The organism is Novosphingobium sp. HR1a (genome assembly GCF_015594425.1).
GTDB lineage: Bacteria > Pseudomonadota > Alphaproteobacteria > Sphingomonadales > Sphingomonadaceae > Novosphingobium > Novosphingobium resinovorum_A.
Map to the genome: position 1 here is coordinate 12,792 of NZ_JABXWS010000064.1, position 16,830 is coordinate 29,621.

The 16,830-nt window shown below is 65.6% G+C and carries 12 protein-coding genes; 9 read left to right on the forward strand and 3 right to left on the reverse strand.

The genetic code is table 11. The features are described from left to right. The first annotated feature begins 97 nt into the window (after positions 1 to 97). Genes HWN72_RS18170 through HWN72_RS18185 form a run of 4 tightly spaced genes read left to right on the forward strand, consistent with a single transcriptional unit; the run spans position 98 to position 2,973 of the window. Positions 98 to 643: a nuclear transport factor 2 family protein gene (locus HWN72_RS18170; protein ID WP_036530326.1), complete on the forward strand. Its 546-nt coding sequence runs from the start codon at positions 98 to 100 to the stop codon at positions 641 to 643. Further along, positions 640 to 1,536 (forward strand): SDR family NAD(P)-dependent oxidoreductase, encoded by an 897-nt coding sequence (locus tag HWN72_RS18175; protein WP_036530324.1) that lies wholly within the window; start codon positions 640 to 642, stop codon positions 1,534 to 1,536. Before HWN72_RS18170 ends, HWN72_RS18175 begins: the two co-directional genes overlap by 4 nt. Further along, a complete protein-coding gene (locus HWN72_RS18180) occupies positions 1,526 to 2,083 on the forward strand; it encodes a nuclear transport factor 2 family protein (protein ID WP_036530323.1) in 558 nt (185 codons plus the stop codon). The genes HWN72_RS18175 and HWN72_RS18180 overlap by 11 nt, the downstream gene beginning before the upstream one ends. After that, the gene (locus HWN72_RS18185; protein WP_008830379.1) at positions 2,080 to 2,973 is read left to right on the forward strand and encodes an SDR family NAD(P)-dependent oxidoreductase; all 894 of its coding nucleotides are present in this window, start codon (positions 2,080 to 2,082) and stop codon (positions 2,971 to 2,973) included. Before HWN72_RS18180 ends, HWN72_RS18185 begins: the two co-directional genes overlap by 4 nt. Positions 2,974 to 3,240: 267 nt before the next feature. Here the strand turns inward: HWN72_RS18185 and HWN72_RS18190 are convergent, their stop codons facing one another. The 3 genes from HWN72_RS18190 to HWN72_RS18200 all read right to left on the reverse strand — a co-directional run bounded on the left by HWN72_RS18190 (position 3,241) and on the right by HWN72_RS18200 (position 10,545). After that, positions 3,241 to 5,712, reverse strand: a complete 2,472-nt coding sequence (locus tag HWN72_RS18190) for an AMP-binding protein (RefSeq protein WP_211150926.1) — start codon at positions 5,710 to 5,712, stop codon at positions 3,241 to 3,243. A 200-nt stretch (positions 5,713 to 5,912) separates the two neighbouring features. Next, positions 5,913 to 8,054 (reverse strand): PQQ-dependent dehydrogenase, methanol/ethanol family, encoded by a 2,142-nt coding sequence (locus tag HWN72_RS18195; protein ID WP_211150927.1) that lies wholly within the window; start codon positions 8,052 to 8,054, stop codon positions 5,913 to 5,915. A 10-nt stretch (positions 8,055 to 8,064) separates the two neighbouring features. Beyond that, positions 8,065 to 10,545, reverse strand: a complete 2,481-nt coding sequence (locus HWN72_RS18200) for a TonB-dependent receptor (protein WP_211150928.1) — start codon at positions 10,543 to 10,545, stop codon at positions 8,065 to 8,067. A gap of 313 nt (positions 10,546 to 10,858) precedes the next feature. Between HWN72_RS18200 and HWN72_RS18205 the strand changes: the two genes are divergently transcribed. The 5 genes from HWN72_RS18205 (at position 10,859) to HWN72_RS18225 (ending at position 16,707) form a co-directional block, all read left to right on the forward strand. Further along, positions 10,859 to 11,161, forward strand: a complete 303-nt coding sequence (locus tag HWN72_RS18205; protein WP_036530317.1) for a putative quinol monooxygenase — start codon at positions 10,859 to 10,861, stop codon at positions 11,159 to 11,161. 4 nt (positions 11,162 to 11,165) lie between these two features. Continuing rightward, positions 11,166 to 11,462, forward strand: coding sequence for a putative quinol monooxygenase (locus HWN72_RS18210; RefSeq protein ID WP_008830374.1), 297 nt, complete (start codon positions 11,166 to 11,168; stop codon positions 11,460 to 11,462). 53 nt (positions 11,463 to 11,515) lie between these two features. After that, entirely contained in the window at positions 11,516 to 12,934 is a 1,419-nt protein-coding gene (locus HWN72_RS18215; RefSeq protein ID WP_211150929.1) for an L-serine ammonia-lyase, read from the forward strand. A gap of 90 nt (positions 12,935 to 13,024) precedes the next feature. Further along, entirely contained in the window at positions 13,025 to 13,780 is a 756-nt protein-coding gene (locus HWN72_RS18220) for a sensor histidine kinase (RefSeq protein ID WP_211150930.1), read from the forward strand. Further along, positions 13,777 to 16,707 carry a PAS domain-containing protein gene (locus tag HWN72_RS18225; RefSeq protein WP_211150931.1) on the forward strand — a complete coding sequence of 977 codons (2,931 nt, stop codon included), beginning with the start codon at positions 13,777 to 13,779 and terminating at the stop codon, positions 16,705 to 16,707. Before HWN72_RS18220 ends, HWN72_RS18225 begins: the two co-directional genes overlap by 4 nt. Positions 16,708 to 16,830: the final 123 nt, after the last annotated feature.

Genomic DNA, 16,830 nt, shown 5'->3' on the forward strand with positions numbered 1-16,830 from the left:
GGGGCTTGTCCGCGCGACAGGCCCCTTCGCGATACCGCGCATTCAGGAGCCGTCAAAGCGGCCAATGCGTCCCGGCATGACGGCAAGGAGAGGTTGGATGGAGCAGGCTTTACGCGAGATGATCGACCGCGAGGCGATCCGCACTTGCGTGGCGCGGCTGGCGCGCGGCGAGGACCGGCGCAGCGCGGACCTGATCCGCGCGTGCTGGTGGCCCGATGCCCGGTTCGACTACGGCGTGCACGGCGGCACTTTCGACGCCTATCTCGCTTGGGTCGTGCCCGGCGCCGATGCGATCAAGGACACCCAGCACCTGCTTGGCCAGACGCACATCGAACTGGCGGGAGCCACCGCGCGCGCCGAGACCCACGTGTTCTCGTACCACCGTGTCGATATGGGCGAAGGCGATCGGGATACCTGCATCGGCGGACGCTATCTCGACACCTTCGAGAAGCGCGCCGGTGCCTCGGCCGAGCCGGAATGGCGGATCGCCGACCGGGTGATGCTCTACGACTGGGAACAGGACTGGGGCGCCGCAGCGGACTGGTCCAAAGGCGTGATGGGCTATCCTTTCACCGCAGACCATTTCCCCGGCCGCGCCAAGGGCGACTACAGCGAAGACTGGTTCGCAGGGAACGCGGCATGAGCGCGCCGCTTGCGGGCAAGGTCGCGCTGGTCACCGGCGCCAGCCGCGGCATCGGCAAGGGCATCGCGCTCGTCCTCGCCGAGCAGGGCGCCACGGTCTACGTCACCGGGCGCACCGTCAGGGAGGGCTACTACTACCTGCCCGGCACGGTCGGCGGCACGGCTGCCGAGTGCGACGCGCGCGGTGCGACCAGCGGTGGCAGCGGCATCGCCGTCGCCTGCGACCATGGCGACGACGAGGCCGTGGCCGCGCTGTTCGCCCGCATCGCGGCGGAGCAGGGCCGCCTCGACATCCTCGTCAACAATGCCTTTACGCTGTCGGACGACCTGCTGGAACCCAAGGGCTTCTGGGAAAAGCCGCTCTCCAACCTCGAGATGTGGGACGTCGGGGTGAAGTCCAACTACGTCGCGGCGTGGCACGCGGCCAAGATCATGGCGCCGCAGAAGTCGGGGCTCATCGTGGCGATCTCGGGCTTCGCGGCGGTGACGTATACCTACAGCGTCATCTTCGGCACGTCGAAGTCGGCGGTCGATCGCATGGCGCGCGACATGGCGATCGAACTGGAACCCCACGGCGTCGCCTCGCTGACCTTGTGGCAGGGGCTGACCCTGACCGAGAAGGCGCAGGACAACCTTGCCAAAATGGGCGACAAGATGACCACCTCGATCACCTCGATGCAGGGCAGCACGGTCGAGCATCCGGGGCGCGTCGTGGCCGCGCTCGCCGCCGATCCCGAGGTGATGAAGCGCTCGGGCGGGGAGTTCGTCACCGCCGAACTGGCGCAGGAATACGGCCTCACCGACGTGGACGGCAGCGTCATTGCATCGGCTAGGGCGACGCGCGGCTCGCCGATCTGGAAACCCGTTTCGGAGGTCGACTACCGTGGCAAATGATCGTGAGGCCCGTATCGCGGCGATGCTGGACAAGCACGAGATCCGCGAATGCCTGGAGCGTTTCTCGCGCGGGATGGACCGCTTCGACCGCGCCGTCTACCTCTCGGCCTTCTGGGACGATGCCGAGATGGCGGCCGGACCTTTCGTGGGCAGCGCCGCGGACTGCTGGGACTGGGCGGTGCCGATGCACGAGGCCGGGCAGATCGTCACGCATCACGCGCTGTTGCAGTCCAACATCGACCTCGACGGCGATACCGCCCATGCCGAGACCTATTACCAGTTCGTCGGCCGCAACCGCGACGAGAGCCTGTGGATCGCGGGCGGACGCTATGTCGACCGGCTGGAGCGGCGGGGCGACGCATGGAAGATCGCGCTGCGCACCAACCTGATCGAATGGGGCTGCCTGCCGCCGCCGATGCCGATCCCCTTTGCCGACGTGCCCGACATCGCGCTGAACGGCGTATCGGCCCGCGATCCCGGCGATCCGTCCTACCACCGCCCGCTCGTCAACCGGCGCCAATCCGCCAATCCGGGAAAGCCGTCTTGAGCGGACTTGCCGGCAAGGTCGCGCTCGTCACCGGGGCGACGCGCGGGATCGGCAAGGGCGTCGCCTGCGCGCTGGCGGATCAGGGCGCGACCGTCTACGTCACCGGTCGCACGCTCTCCGCAGGCGGCCACGTCCTGCCCGGCTCGCTTGAGGAGACGGTCGCCGAAGTGAACGCGCGCGGCGGGCGCGGTGTCGCTGTTGCGCTGGACCTGCTCGACGATGCCCGGATCGGCGCGGTGTTCGATCAGCTCGCGCGCGACGAAGGGCGGCTCGACCTGCTGGTGAACAACGCCATGGCCATTCCCGACAGCATGACCGAGCGCACCGGTTTCTGGGAAAAGCCGCTTCAGGATGAATGGCAAATCTGGGATACCGGCCTGCGCGCCGCTTACGTCGCCGCCTGGCATGCCGCGCGGATCATGGTGCCGCAGGGTTCGGGGCTGATCGCGGCGCTGTCCGGCTACGTCGGGGTGACCTACACGTACGATGTGGTATTCGGCACGACCAAGACCGCGACCGACCGCATGATGCGCGACATGGGCCGCGAACTTCAGGGCACCGGCGTCAGCGCGGTCTCGCTCTGGCAGGGCTTCACGTATACCGAGCGCGCGACCGAGAACCTCAAGTCGGTTCCCGGCATGGCCAGCCAGCTCAACAGCGCGGTCGGCTCCTCGCCGGAGTTTCCGGGTCGGGTGATCGCGGCGCTGGCGATGGACCCGGCGGTCGGGGACAGGTCCGGCGGCACCTTCATCAATGCCGAGCTGGCAATGGAATACGGCGTGACCGACAAGGACGGGCGCACGATCCCTTCGCTGCGCGAAAGCCGGGGCGCACCGCTCTGGGGCGCCGGCGACACGACATGGACGGAGCCGGCGAGCAAGGTTTCATAAGGACGGTCGCGCGGCTTCACCCGTGCGCTTTCCTACATGCCGCGCCGTCCGGTACATTGCTCCGCATGGCCCGTCCGCTTCACAAGGTTACACCGCAAGGTGACACATTGCCCTCAAGGTGACATGTTGTCCTTACAAGGTGACACTTCCGCCGCGAAATGTGTCACCTTGCGCGTGCGAGGTGACACATTTCTGCCCAAGGTGACACCTTTTCCCCCTGGACAGTGTAAACCGTGTAAACCCTGTCACCTTGCAGCGCGCCTGCGGTCACGCGTTGGCCAGCCCGGAAGGCTCTTCGCGGGCGAACGTCGGCTGTATCGCCTTGCCGTCCCGCGCGCTCAGGAACGCGCGTACCTTGCGTTCGGCCCAGGTGTACGCGTGGGCGAAGACGATGCCGAACCCGATCGCCACGGAAAGCGCCACCCACGGCTTCGGCCCGTGGAACATACGGATGATCAGCGACCGGACCTGATAGTGGCTGAGATACATGAACATCGACGAACCGGCGACTTCGGACACCATCGACTTCACGAACGACGGCACCTTGATCGACGTTCCGAAAAGCAGCAGCGCCGCTCCGCCCAGTATATAAGCGCTGGCCGAGGTGACACCGTGATGGACCAGCACGGCGACGCACACCACCGCCATCGCCACCATCCGGCTCTGCAGGTCCCGCGCGCTGGCCATCAGCATGCCCACGGCGACCGTCCACATGTACCAGATCGGCGTGCGGTGGAAGATGTAGTTGGTATCCCAGACCCTCTCCACCGTCCAGCTGACCACCGTGGCCACCGCGACCAGTACCGTGCAGAACGTCATCGGCCTTGCCTTGAGAAACTCGCGGATCGCCGGGAACGAGAACAGCGCGGCGAGCACGAGCAGAAGCTGCATGTACAGCTCCGCGAAGTAGTAATAGGCGATGTGATACTGGTGCGGATCGAACCAGTTGGAGATCAGCAGCAGCGGCTTCACTTCCATTTTTCCGGCCCACAGCTGCATCGCGATGGTGACCATCAGGGTCGGGATGGCCACGCTGACGACGGTTCCGAAGATCGTGCCGACCTTTCCGGTGCGGCTGATCTCCGGCCACTGGAAGCGCATCACGCTATAGCCGCACAGCATGAACAGGAAGTACGCCGCTCCCCAGTTCCGGCTGTAGACGAAGGTATCCAGATGCAGCGCGACGATGCAGATCATGAAGAAGGCGCGCGTCAGCATCGCGGCGTCCAGCTTGCGCCAGCTGTCGACGGCCGTGGTTCCGGCGCTCTTCTCCAGTTGCTCGACCGTCAGCGATTCCCAACCATCGGGAAGGGCGCCGAAACGGCCCTCGAAACCTAGCGAGAACTGGATGTAGCTGAGCGAATCCCCGCCCATGCTTTCGAAGCTGTCGTTCGGACCGATGCGGCGGCCGGGGAAGAACTGGCGGAAGAAGCCCTGCACGTCGCGCGGTGCAGCCTCCACCGCCCGTTCCACGACCGGCTCGGGAGGCGCGGACTTGCGTTCCTCGACGAACTCCTGGGTCAGGACGCGGCGCATGGCCTTGCCGGTCGCCGTGCGCGGAATCTTCGGCATGACCCTGACGTGCAGGGAATCTCCGGCAACCACGCCGAACGCCTTCAGCGCCTCCGCCGCTACGGCATGTAGCCGATCGACGGCAATGTCGGTCGCATCCGAGGCGACCAGTACGCCTTCGCCGCGCAGCGCGTCAGGCACCTTGGCGACGACGACTTTGCCGCTCTGGCCAAGAAGCTGGGCGATCCGCGCTTCGAGCAAGTCCGGGTTGAGCTTCACCCCGCCCGAATTGATCAGATCGTCCGCTCTGCCGTCGTAGTAGAGGTAGCCGTCCTTGATGTGTCCGAGGTCGCTGGTTTCGAGCCAGCCGTCCGCGCCGCAAAGATCGCGCATTTCGTCGCCGTCCAGCCGCCAGCGCGCGACGTGCGGACCACGGATGCGGATGCGCCCCTCTTCGGAAATCGCGACCTCGGTAGCGCCGACGGCCCTGCCGACGGAATCCAGCAGTTCGTCCGGAACCTCCGAAATCTGCAGGAACGTGCTGCGCGAAGCCTCGGTGAGACCATAGTGCTGCACGATCCGGGCATTGGGGAACAGGTCGCGGATACCGCGCTTCTCGGCGCCGGACATGTACTGCGAACCGATCTCCAGCCACAGCAGCTTCTTGCCCGCATCCCCGATCACCGTCTTCTGCTGCAGCACGATGCGCAGCAGCGTGGGGACGGCCGACAGCGCATTCACTTCGCCCGCCTTGAGCATTCGGGCAAGTTCGAGCGGATCGAACCCGCGTGGCGGCAGATAGGACCGGCCGCCCACGGCACTGACCGCACGGATACGGCCGATCCCAAAGCTGTAGGTGACCGGGACGCCGACATACTCGCGCACGTCGGAAGTGAGGCCCATCTGGTCGATGATCCGCTCCGCCGCATCGGCCAGGTTTGCGTAAGTCAGGACAATGCCCTTGGGCTTGCCCTCCGTACCCGATGTATAAGTGACCTGAGCGGGCCGATCGTCGTGGATCAGCGGGCGGCTCTCGTCGAACCAGCCGCCCCCTTCTTCCGGCACGATGCAGGAAACGACGTCCAGTCCGGTCAGCGTCGCCGCATGCGCCTCGTCAGGAACATTGACGAAGGCCTGACGGGCCTCATTCAGCGCGAATACGTTCCGGACGTAGGACAGTGAACTTCGAGTAACGAGCGCGGTGGCTGTCAACTTCTGGTTGCGCACTGTAGAGCCCCTGTGCTGATCGCCGTGAGGCGATAGTGACGAACGGCACGAATCAGTGCTTGCACGCCAAGCCCCCAGTGCAATTCAGGCAGAAGGGTAAATCCGCTCCCTGCGCCCGAAAATGCTGAGAAACACCAACCGAGAAGCGTGATCACAGGATCGGGACGCCCCTTTCGAAGCGCCCTTTCCTGGGGGTTGGCTCACTCTCCGGTCTTGTGTGCCGAACCGACCGAACTGTCGGGGCGGCCGCTGCGCAGGACTTCGGCCCGCGTGCGGATATACTGGCGCAGGGCTTCGACCTGATCTGGCGTGAATTCACCGAACCTGGGCATTCCCGCCGGGACCAGCGCACCGTTGCGGACGACTTCGGCGAAAGCCTCGGCATTGGCCGGGATCGGCGAAGTGCGCAGGTCCGGCGCGGTGCCGCCCGCGATGACCGAGGTGCCATGGCAGACCGCACAGCGACCGCCGAAGATGCCCTCTCCGCGCGCGGCCTTGCCGGCGTCCGGCTTGAAGTCGGCATCCTCGAAGGCGACGGCCTTGTAAGGTTCGCGCGGCGGCAACTGCTGCTTGCCGCCGATCGCGAAAGTCAGCACCCGGCGCGCCTGCGTGCGATAATCGATGCCGTACTGCGCGAACATCGGGCCGAACAGGCCGACGCTGGTGCCGATCCCGGCGATTACCGTAACGTACTGCTTCCCGTTTACCCGGTAAGTGATCGGCGGCGCCACCACGCCCGCGCGGGCGTCGAAGTTCCACAAGCGCTTGCCGTCCTCGGCGTTATAGGCCGAAAAGCCGCCGTCGGGCCGCCCCTGGAACACGAGATTGCCGCCCGTCGCCATGATGCCGCCATTGCCGTGTGTGGGCATCGGCAGCTTCCAGCGCGCCTTCTGCGCCACCGGGTCCCAGGCGACGAGCCAGCCGGTGACGTCCTTGCCCCCCGCGTCGATCGCGTAGCCGACGCCCGGAGACAGTCCCATGCCTTCGGCGAACTTGAAGTTTTCCCGGGTGATGCCGGTGTCGTCGAAGTGCGCCTGCAAATCGATGGCGGGAATATAGGTCAGCTTCGTCTTCGGGCTGTAAGCCATCGGCATCCAGCTATGCGCGCCGAGCGGTGTGGGGCGGAACGAAGTCCTGCCGCTTTCGTAGCGCACGCCGGGGTTCTCGACCGGACGGCCGGTGGCAAGGTCGATCTTCTTCGCCCACGTCACTTCCACGAAAGGCTCGGCCGAGATCAGCTTTCCATCCTTCCGGTCGATCACGTAGTAGAAGCCGTTCTTCGGCGCCGTCATCACCACCTGACGCGGCTTGCCGTCGATGGTCAGGTCGGCCAGTTCCATATCCATCGCGGCGTTGAAGTCCCAGCTTTCGCCGGGGTTGATCTGGTAGTGCCACTTGTACTTGCCCGTCTTCGCATCGAGCGCGACGATCGAGCAGACGAACAGGTTGTCGCCCTTGCCCAGAGAACGGATCTTGTGGTTCCAGGGCGCGCCGTTGCCGGTGCCGAGCAGGATCTGGTCGTTGGCCTTGTCGTAAGTGATGGCGTTCCACACCGAACCGCCGCCGCCGTACTTCCACCAGTCGCCGCTCCAGGTCTTCGCGGCCATCTTCTGCGTCTCGTCCTCGAAGCCCTTCGCCGGGTCGCCGGGGACGGTGTAGAACTTCCACAGCTGCCTGCCGCTGTCCGCATCGAAGGCGGTGACGAAGCCGCGCACCGCGCTTTCGTCGGACCCGGCATTGCCGATGATCACCTTGCCATCGAACACGCGCGGCGGTCCGGAGATGAACATCGGCGCGCCCTCCTCCAGCGTCTGCACGGTCCAGACGGGCTTACCGGTCTTCTCGTCGAGCGCGATCAGGCGGCCGTCCTGCGTGGCGGTGATGACCTTGTGGTTCCAGTAGGCGATGCCGCGACTGCCCCAGCCCTGCCTGAGGCGGATGCCGGAGGCTTCGGGGGCCTTGGGATCGTGTTCCCATTTCACCTTGCCGGAAGCGACGTCGATCGCGCGGACCACCGAATAGCCGCTGGCGAGATAGACCGTGCCGCCCACCTCGATCGGCCCGGTCGCGGGGTTGCCCGCCGGAAGGTCCACCGCCCAGACGAGGCCGAGATCCTTGACGTTCCCGGCGTTGACCTGATCAAGCGGGCTGTAGTGCTGCTCGCCATAGGTGCGGCCGAAGGCGGGCCAGTCGTCGCCGTCACTGGCATCGTCCAGCTGGCGCTCCCACCCTTCGGAAGCGCCCTTGCCCGCCAGCGCCTGCTGATCCGCCGATCCGCAGGCCGCGAGCGACCATGTCAGCGCGACGGCAATCCCGCCGCGCAGCACCTTTGCCTCAAACATCAAGCACCTCTCAAAGATGGTCGCCGAACGACAGCCCGAGTTCGACACCGAAGTAGCGCGGCGCCCCGTATTGCGAGTTGAGCCACAGCCCCGCGACGTTCTGCACCGCCACGCGGTAGCGCTTGTCGGTCAGGTTCTTGCCGATCAGGCGAACGTAGTAGCGGTCATCCGCCTGCGCGAGCGTGATCGAGCCGTTCACCAGCGTCCTCGCATTGAGGAACGTGTTGCCCAGCGGATCGTCGATCGCCTGCGTATTGAGGTTGCGCCCGGTATACGCGACGTTGCCGTTCACCGTCAGCTTGTAGTCGCTGCCCAGCGGCAGCGCATAGGAGCCGTCCAGCGTCCACTGCCACTTCGGCGCGCGGTCCAGCGGGGCGGAGGCCAGGTCATAGCCTGCGTTCTCGGCGGTATAGGTCTTGTACTTACCGTCCTGGTAGCCGAGCACGCCGCGCAGGGTCAGGCCCTCGACCGGAGTGGCGGAGAGTTCCGCCTCGATACCCTTCACGTCGGCGCTGGCGGCGTTGACGAACAACGTAACCTGATTGGGCTGGCCGTTGACCACGATCGGCACGTTGAGCTGCTTCTGCAGATCCTTGTACTTCACGTAGAAGCCGGTGAGGTTGAAGCGCAGCCGGTTGTCGAGGAACTGCGACTTGAAGCCCAGTTCGAAGCTGTCGGCCTTTTCCGGATCGGTCGGCCGCGCGGCGGCGCGGAAGGCGTCGAGGTCGGTGCCGAAGGCCGCGAAGCCGCCGATCTGGTCGTTGAAGCCGCCGCCCTTGTAACCATGCGAATAGCCGCCGAAGACGAAGATATCGTCGGTCGCCTGATAGCTGATGCTGGCGCGGTACGTCGGCTCGCGCCACTTGCCCTTCACGCTGACGACGCCCGCCGGGTAGTTGTAGACGCTGGCGTCGAGCGCCTCGTTGATGGTGATGGTCGGGTCGAAGCCGCCGTTCAGTGCCGGAATGAAGGTCTGCTGGCGGCCGAGCCAGGTCTTGTCGTCCCAGGTATAGCGCCCGCCCGCCGCGATCGTCAGCTTCTCGCCCAGCTTCAGCGTGCCTTCGAGGAACACCGCGCGCGACTTGGCCCGCTGCGCATTACACAGCACGTAGGGCGTGTCGTTCCAGTTGCCGAACGGCAGCGGGCCGGAGGTGAGGTCGAGGAACCCGAGGATCTGCGCCACGCAGAAGTCGATCTTGTCGCGCTGATAGAACCCGCCCGCGACGAAGTTGAACGGCCCCTGCAAGTCGGAGGCGAAGCGCAGTTCCTGCTGCCAGGTCTTGCGGTTGTCATCGCGGGTCGCGTCGAAGAACGACAGGTACTGGCCGTCTTCCGCCACGGCCGTCGCACCCGCGTAGGAGTTGGGAATGCGCGAGCGCTGGTTGCGATAGCCCGAGACCGAGGTGACGGTGCCGATGCCAGTGTCATATTCGAGGTTGGCGTAGAACCCGTCGACCGAAATGCGCTGGCCCTTGTCCATGAACAGCAGGCCGTCGTGCCGTCCGGTGTAGGCCGCCCGCTTGAGCGGATCGGTGCCTTGCGCATTCGGATCGGTCAGCCCGAGCAGGTCGGTGACGAAGGGGTTGGTCCCCGTATAAAGATAGTTCTCGTTCACCGACGGCACCGAGTCCGAACGATCGCGAATCCATTCGTACTGGAACAGCGCGCTAAAATTGGGCGATGGCTCGACCAGCAGCTTGGCCCGGGCCTGCCACACGTCCTTGCCGCCGATCGTCTCGCCGCCAAGGCAGCCGCTGCGCCCCTGGAACTTGTTGTCGACGAAGCCGGTGACCGGGCCGTAACAGGCCCCGTTCTTGTAGAACCCGTCAGACTTCTCGTAACCGCCGACGAGGCGGAAGGCGGCGATATCGCCGATCGGCACGTTGAGCGCGGCCTGCACCTTCTTCTGGCCGAAGTCGCCGTACTCGGCGCGCGCATCGACGCCCACGTATTCCATCTGCGGGCGCTTGGTGCGCACTGTAACGACGCCGCCGGTGGTGTTCTTGCCGAATAGCGTGCCTTGCGGCCCGCGCAGCACCTCGACCTGCGCGATGTCGAAAGTATCGAGCAACTGCGTCTGGACGGAAGGCACCACGAAGTCGTCCACCAGCACGGCCACCGGCGGCTCGAAGTAGACGATGATGGAGGTTTGCCCCACGCCGCGCATGGCGAAGCTGGCGGCGTTGAAGTTGGCGATCGTCGCCGCCGAGAAGTTCGGTACGAAAGCCGCTATGTCACCGAGATCGCGCGGGGCGGCCTGTGCGATCAGCGTGCTGTCGACCGCCGAGACCGAGACCGGCGTGGACTGAAGGTCGGTGGCGCGGCGAGTTGCGGTGACGACGATCTCGGCCAGGCCACCCGACGCTTGCGGCCCCGATTGCTGCTGGGCTGCGTCGGTGGTTGAATTGTCCTGTGCGAAGGCTGGCGTGCTTGCGATTCCGGCGACGAGCGCGAACGCGCAAGACGAGCAGTAAAGCTGCCTGGTGAACATGCCTCTCTCTCCTAATGCCCCGCCATTTGTTTGCGGGTTGCATTAAGGATTATCACGAAGACTGCATTTGGCAATCATTCATGTATGTTTTTTTGACGACTATTTTCGTCATATGCCTCGGGCTCATGCGATGGTTGTGGGCAAACTTCTCAGGGGGCGGGAAAACGCGATATAGCATGCATTCATGATTGTTTTTATTTTGCGATCGCCTATCCTCGATTCCACGGAACACGCGCCGGGATAGGCGCGGCATCGGAGAGAACCTGCGGATGTGCGAGCGAATCGCCCCCGTACTGAAAGGAGAGATTGCCTCATGGCCTTCAGTTTCCTGTCCCGCTTCCGCGTCCGCGACGACCGGCAGGACGATTTCATCGCCCTCGCCCTCCAGATGGAGGATTTGTCGAAGCAGGAACCGGGCACGCTTGCCTACAAGTTCTTCCGCCTTGCCGAACCTGGCATGTTTGCCGTCCACGAGAGCTTCGTGGACGAAGCCGCGGACGAGGCGCACATGGCCTACGATCATAACAAGCCGCTGATCGAAAAGATCGTCGGCTGCATGGAAGGCACGTACGAACGCGAGTTGCTGTTCGACCTCGCGCCTCACGGAAGGGCCTGACCCGATGCCCGCCAAGAGCTTCATCGCCCAGCTGCGCACCCGTCCGGAAAAGCGCGGCGACATGATTGCCCTGCAGTCGGAACTGAAGGGCCTCGTCTTCCAGAACGAGCCCGACGCACTCGTCTACGAGCTGTTCCAGTCGGAAGCCGATCCCGACCTTTTCCAGGTCGTCGCCACCTTCCGCGACGAGGCCGCCTACGAAAAGCACATGCATATAGACTTCCATGACCGGCTGGTCCCGCCGATCCTCGAATGCGTGGCCGAGGACATGAAGCTGGAGTTCTACCGCTCGCTGCCGTGATCGAGGCTGCGAGGGCACTTTCGCCCCTCGCAAGCGGCGCTTATACGGCGGGGATGCAAACCGATGCCGCCCCTCTCTCCACCGACGCCGCGCTTTCGGCTGTCGCGATCAGCGCTCTCGACATCTTCTCTATCGGCATCGGCCCGTCCAGTTCGCACACGGTCGGGCCGATGCGCGCGGCGCTGGCGTTCATGGAGAGCCTGCCGCAGGCGCCCTCGCGCGTCGCCTGCGACCTCTACGGCTCGCTGGCGCTGACCGGGCGGGGCCATGCGACCGACGCGGCGGTGCTGCTCGGCCTCTCGGGGCTGCGCCCGGAGTCGGTCGATCCCGATGCCGTGCCCGCGACCATCGCCGACATTCGCGAACACGGCCGCCTTGTCAGCCGGACCTTCGACACGGAGATCGCTTTCGACGACAGCACCGACCTCGTCTTCCATTTCGGCGAGTTCCTGCCCGCTCACGCCAACGGCATGCGCTTCACCGCCTGGTTCGCGGAAGGGACCGAACCGGTCGAGCAGCATTGGTACTCCGTCGGCGGCGGCGCGGTGGTGCGCGGCGATGCGACGTCCCTTGCACCCCTGACGCCCGAGAGCGGGCACAACCTGCGCCAGCCTTTCCCGTTCTCCTCGGGCGCGGAACTGCTGGCGCTGGGCGAGGAAACCGGCCTCTGCTTCGCCACGCTGGTCCTGTGCAACGAAGGCGTCTGGCGGCCCGAAGCCGAGACGCTGGCGGGGCTCGACCGCATCATCGACGCCATGGACGCCTGCGTCCAGCGAGGGCTCAAACAGGAAGGGCTGCTGCCCGGCGGCCTCAAGGTGCGTCGCCGCGCCCGGACCATTCACACCCGCCTGCGCGCCCAGAAGGACAGCTTCGGCCCGGCGCAAACATTCGAATGGGTCAGCCTCTTCGCGCTGGCCGTGAACGAGGAGAACGCAGCGGGCGGCCGCGTCGTCACCGCCCCCACCAACGGCGCCGCCGGGGTCATCCCCGCAACCCTGCTCTACTACCGCAAGTTCGTACCAGGGGCCGACCGCGAGGGAGAGCGCACCCTGCTGCTGACGGCCGCGGCGATCGGCTTCCTCTACAAGAAACGCGCCTCGATCTCGGCTGCCGAGATGGGGTGCCAGGGCGAAGTCGGCGTCGCCTGCTCGATGGCGGCGGCGGGTCTGGTCGCGGCGCTGGGCGGCACCAACCAGCAGATCGAGAACGCCGCCGAGATCGGCATGGAGCACAACCTGGGCCTCACGTGCGACCCCATCGGCGGCCTCGTCCAGATCCCCTGCATCGAACGCAACACCATGGGCGTGGTCAAGGCGATCAACGCCGCCTACCTCGCCCTGCAGGGCGACGGGCGCCACATCGTCAGCCTCGACGCCGTGATCGAGACGATGCGCCAGACCGGCGTGGACATGGCGAGCAAGTACAAGGAAACCAGCCTCGGCGGTCTCGCCGCCAACGTCGTGGAATGCTGACCGCGCGCCGGAACGCCGGGCGATCCAGAGCGTTTGCCTCGCATCGGGGCCTCGCTTAAGCACCGATTCTGGAGATGGTTCGGGACAGGCATGGCAGCTGGAAACGAAAACGGCCTGACGGCTACCCCCGTGACGATTCCGGCGGCGTTGGAGGCGCTTTCGGTGGAGGAACTGAGGCGCCGCCTCCACGAAGCGGAAGAAGCCCTGCGTGCCATCCGCGAGGGGGATGCCGACGCCATGCGCAGTGCGGACGATAGGCGCCAGACCCTGCTGATGCATGAACTGGATCACCGCGTGAAGAACACGCTGTCGATGGTTCTGTCCATCTGTAGTCGGACTTTGTCGAATTCTCACGGGCTCGACGACTTCCGCGTGCGCTTCACGCGCCGCATCCAGGCGCTGGCAGCCACCCACAACCTGCTCGCCGATGTCTCCTGGACCGGGGTTGACCTCTCCGCGATGATCCGCTCCGAACTCGCGCCCTACCTTTCTTCTCCCGGACCACGCATGGAACTCGCCGCACTGGATCGTCTGGTCGCACCCGACGTCGCGATCGCCTTCGGCCTCGTCGTGCACGAACTTACGACCAACGCAGTCAAGTACGGCGCGTTATCGGCCGAAACCGGCTGCGTGACCGTCAGGGGACGCGCGCTCGACGGCGATCTCTACGAAATCATGTGGACGGAAAGCGGAGGCCCGCGCGTGGAATCACCCAGGCGCCACGGTTTCGGCCAGACCTTGATCACCCGCAGCCTCGCCCGCGGAGAAGGCACCGGAGCGACGGTGAACTTCACGGCCGACGGGGTCGTGTGCTGCATGGTCCTGCCTGTCGAGGCCCACGCATGACCGACGCTTTCGGCCGGTCCAGCCATGAGGAACTGCGTAAATGGCAGGCATTCCAGCTGCGTCTGCTCGACCGCATGCGCCGCAGCGAAGACGCCGAGGACATCCTCGCCACGGCAGCGCAACTGCTGGGCGAGCACCTCTCGGCTGGCCGCTGCGGCTTCGCCACGATAAGCGACGACGGTGTGAGGGCGCATCTGGACGCGGACTGGTCGAGCACCCTGCCAAGCCTCGCCGGAGAGACGCGCGTGCTCGACAGCTTTGGCCCCGCGATCATCGCAGAACTGCGCCTTGGCCACACGCTGGTAGTCGCCGACAGCGATACCGACCCGCGCATCGCCGCCTTCGCTGAAGGCTGGCGAAGCATCGGCTCGCATGCGCTGGTGGTCTGTCCGATCTTCCGCGAAGGCAGGTTCGACAGCGTACTCTATGTCCACCACGCAACCCCGCGCATCTGGACGGAAAGCGAGACCCGGCAAGTGGAAGACGTCGCCCTGCGCACCCGCGATGCCGTCGATCGCGCCCGCAGCGAAGTCGCCTTGCGCGCCAGTGAGCAGCGCTATCGCTCCCTTTTCAATTCCATCGATTCCGGTTTCTGCGTCGTCGAAGTCGTATTCGACGATGATGGCAAGGCCAGCGACTATCGCTTCATAGAGGTCAACGATTCCTTCGAGGCCTACACCGGCATCGCCAATGCCCAGGGCCGATGGATGCGCGAGATCGCACCCGCCCATGAGCAGCACTGGTTCGATCTCTACGGCCGTGTCGCCAGGACTGGCCGCCCCGAACGGATCGAACTTCCCGCCCGCCAGTTGGACGACCGCTGGTACGCCGTACAGGCCTATCGCGTCGATGACCCCGCCCGGCACCACGTCGCCGTCCTGTTCACCGACCTGACCGCACGCCGCCGCACCGAGCGCGCGCTGGAGCGCAGCCGCGAGGAACTGGAACTGGCCGTGCGCGCCGCCGAACTGGGCCGCTTCGACTATCGCCCGCGCGAAGGCACGCTGACCTGGGACGACCGCTGCCGCGCCTTGTTCGGCCTCTCCCCGGGTGTGAGCGTCAGCTACGAGACGGCCTTCCTTGCAGGGCTTCACCCTGAAGATCGCGACCGCGCCGACCGCGCCGTGGCGGCATCGCTAGACCCTGATGGATCGCATCATTTCGAGGTCGGGTACCGAACCATCGGGATCGAGGACGGCGAACTGCGCCACATCAGCGCCCATGGCCTCGCCTTCTTCGAAGGTCGCGCGCCGGTACGCCTGATCGGCACCGTGCAGGACGTCACCAGCGACCGGGAAGCCAATGCGGCCCTGCGCGAAGTGGGCGAGCGGCTGCGCCTTGCCGGGCGGGCCACCAACGACGCGGTGTGGGACTGGGACTTGCGCGCCGACCACGTCACCTGGAACGAGGCCCTGGCCCATGCCTACGGTCACGTGCCCGAGGCAGTGGCTCCGACCGGTGAATGGTGGCTGTCGCAAATCCACCCTGACGACGCTCGCCGCATCCATGAAAGCATCTTCCGCGTCATTGACGGACAGGGCACCGACTGGACGGACGAATACCGCTTCCGCCGCGCCGACGGCAGCTACGCCGACGTTCTCGACCGCGGCTACGTCATCCGCGACGAGGCCGGACGGCCGCAGCGCATGGTCGGCGCCATGCAGGACGTGTCCGCTCGCAAGGCGGTGGAGCGCCAACTCGAGGAAGAACGCCGCCGCCTTCACGAGGAAGTCCTCGAAACCGCCGCCGAGCGCGACCGCGCCGAGGATGCGCTGCGCCAGTCGCAGAAGATGGAGGCGGTCGGCCAACTCACCGGCGGCCTCGCGCACGATTTCAACAACCTGCTGGCCGGCATCTCGGGCGCGCTGGAGATAATACACACACGCATTGGGCAAGGCCGCACTGGCGAACTGGAGAAATACTCGACCGCCGCGCAAGGCGCGGTGCGCCGGGCGGCAGCGCTGACGCATCGGCTGCTTGCCTTTTCCCGCCGCCAGACGCTGGCACCGACGCCTACCGATGTCGCAGCCCTCGTGGTCGGCATCGAGGATCTGGTGCGCCGCACGGTCGGGCCGCAGGTCGAAGTGCGAACCTCGTCTTCCTCCGGGCTGTGGTCCACCCTGGTCGATCCCAACCAGCTTGAGAACGCATTGCTCAACTTGTGCATCAATGCGCGCGATGCCATGCCCGGCGGCGGCATCATTCGGATTTCTAGCGCCAATGTCACCCTGTCGGACCGACAGGCGCGTGAGCAGGACCTGGAGCCGGGAGAATACGTCGAAATCAGTGTATCGGACACCGGCACCGGCATGACACCGGCCGTCGTCGAACGCGCCTTCGACCCGTTCTTCACCACCAAGCCGATCGGAGAGGGCACCGGGCTCGGCCTGTCCATGATCTATGGTTTCGCGCGTCAGTCCGGTGGACAGATCGGTATCGCGACGCAGCCCGGGCAAGGCACCATCATGCGCCTCTACCTGCCGCGACACGAGGGGACGGAGGCGCTCGCCGCCGTTGCAGCGCCCGCTCCCGAACAGGAACCGGCCGCCGAACGATCGCGGCGAACCGGCCGGATCCTCGTCGTGGACGACGAACCGACGGTGCGGATGCTCGTGGTCGAAGTCGTGGAGGAGTTGGGCTATCGGGTCATGAAGGCTCACGACGGACCCAGCGCCATGCGGATCATCGAAAGCGGACAGCCGATCGACCTGCTGATAACCGACGTCGGCTTGCCCGGAGGCATGAACGGGCGGCAGATAGCCGATGCCGCACTGGCCCGCCTGCCCGCGCTCAAGGTGCTGTTCATCACCGGCTATGCAGAGCAGACCGTGATGAGCAACAACCAGCTGGCGCCGAACATGGCGATCATGACCAAGCCGTTCGCAATGGAGGCGCTGGCGAACCGAATCCGTGAAATAGCCGATTAGAGAGGGATGGCTTCAAGGGGAACCATCCTTCGCTCGTACTGAAGATGCCCGGTGCGGTGATCGCCCTCAGGCCACGCTTCCGGGCCGGCCTTCAAATCATAATTATCATATGAAACGTTCTTG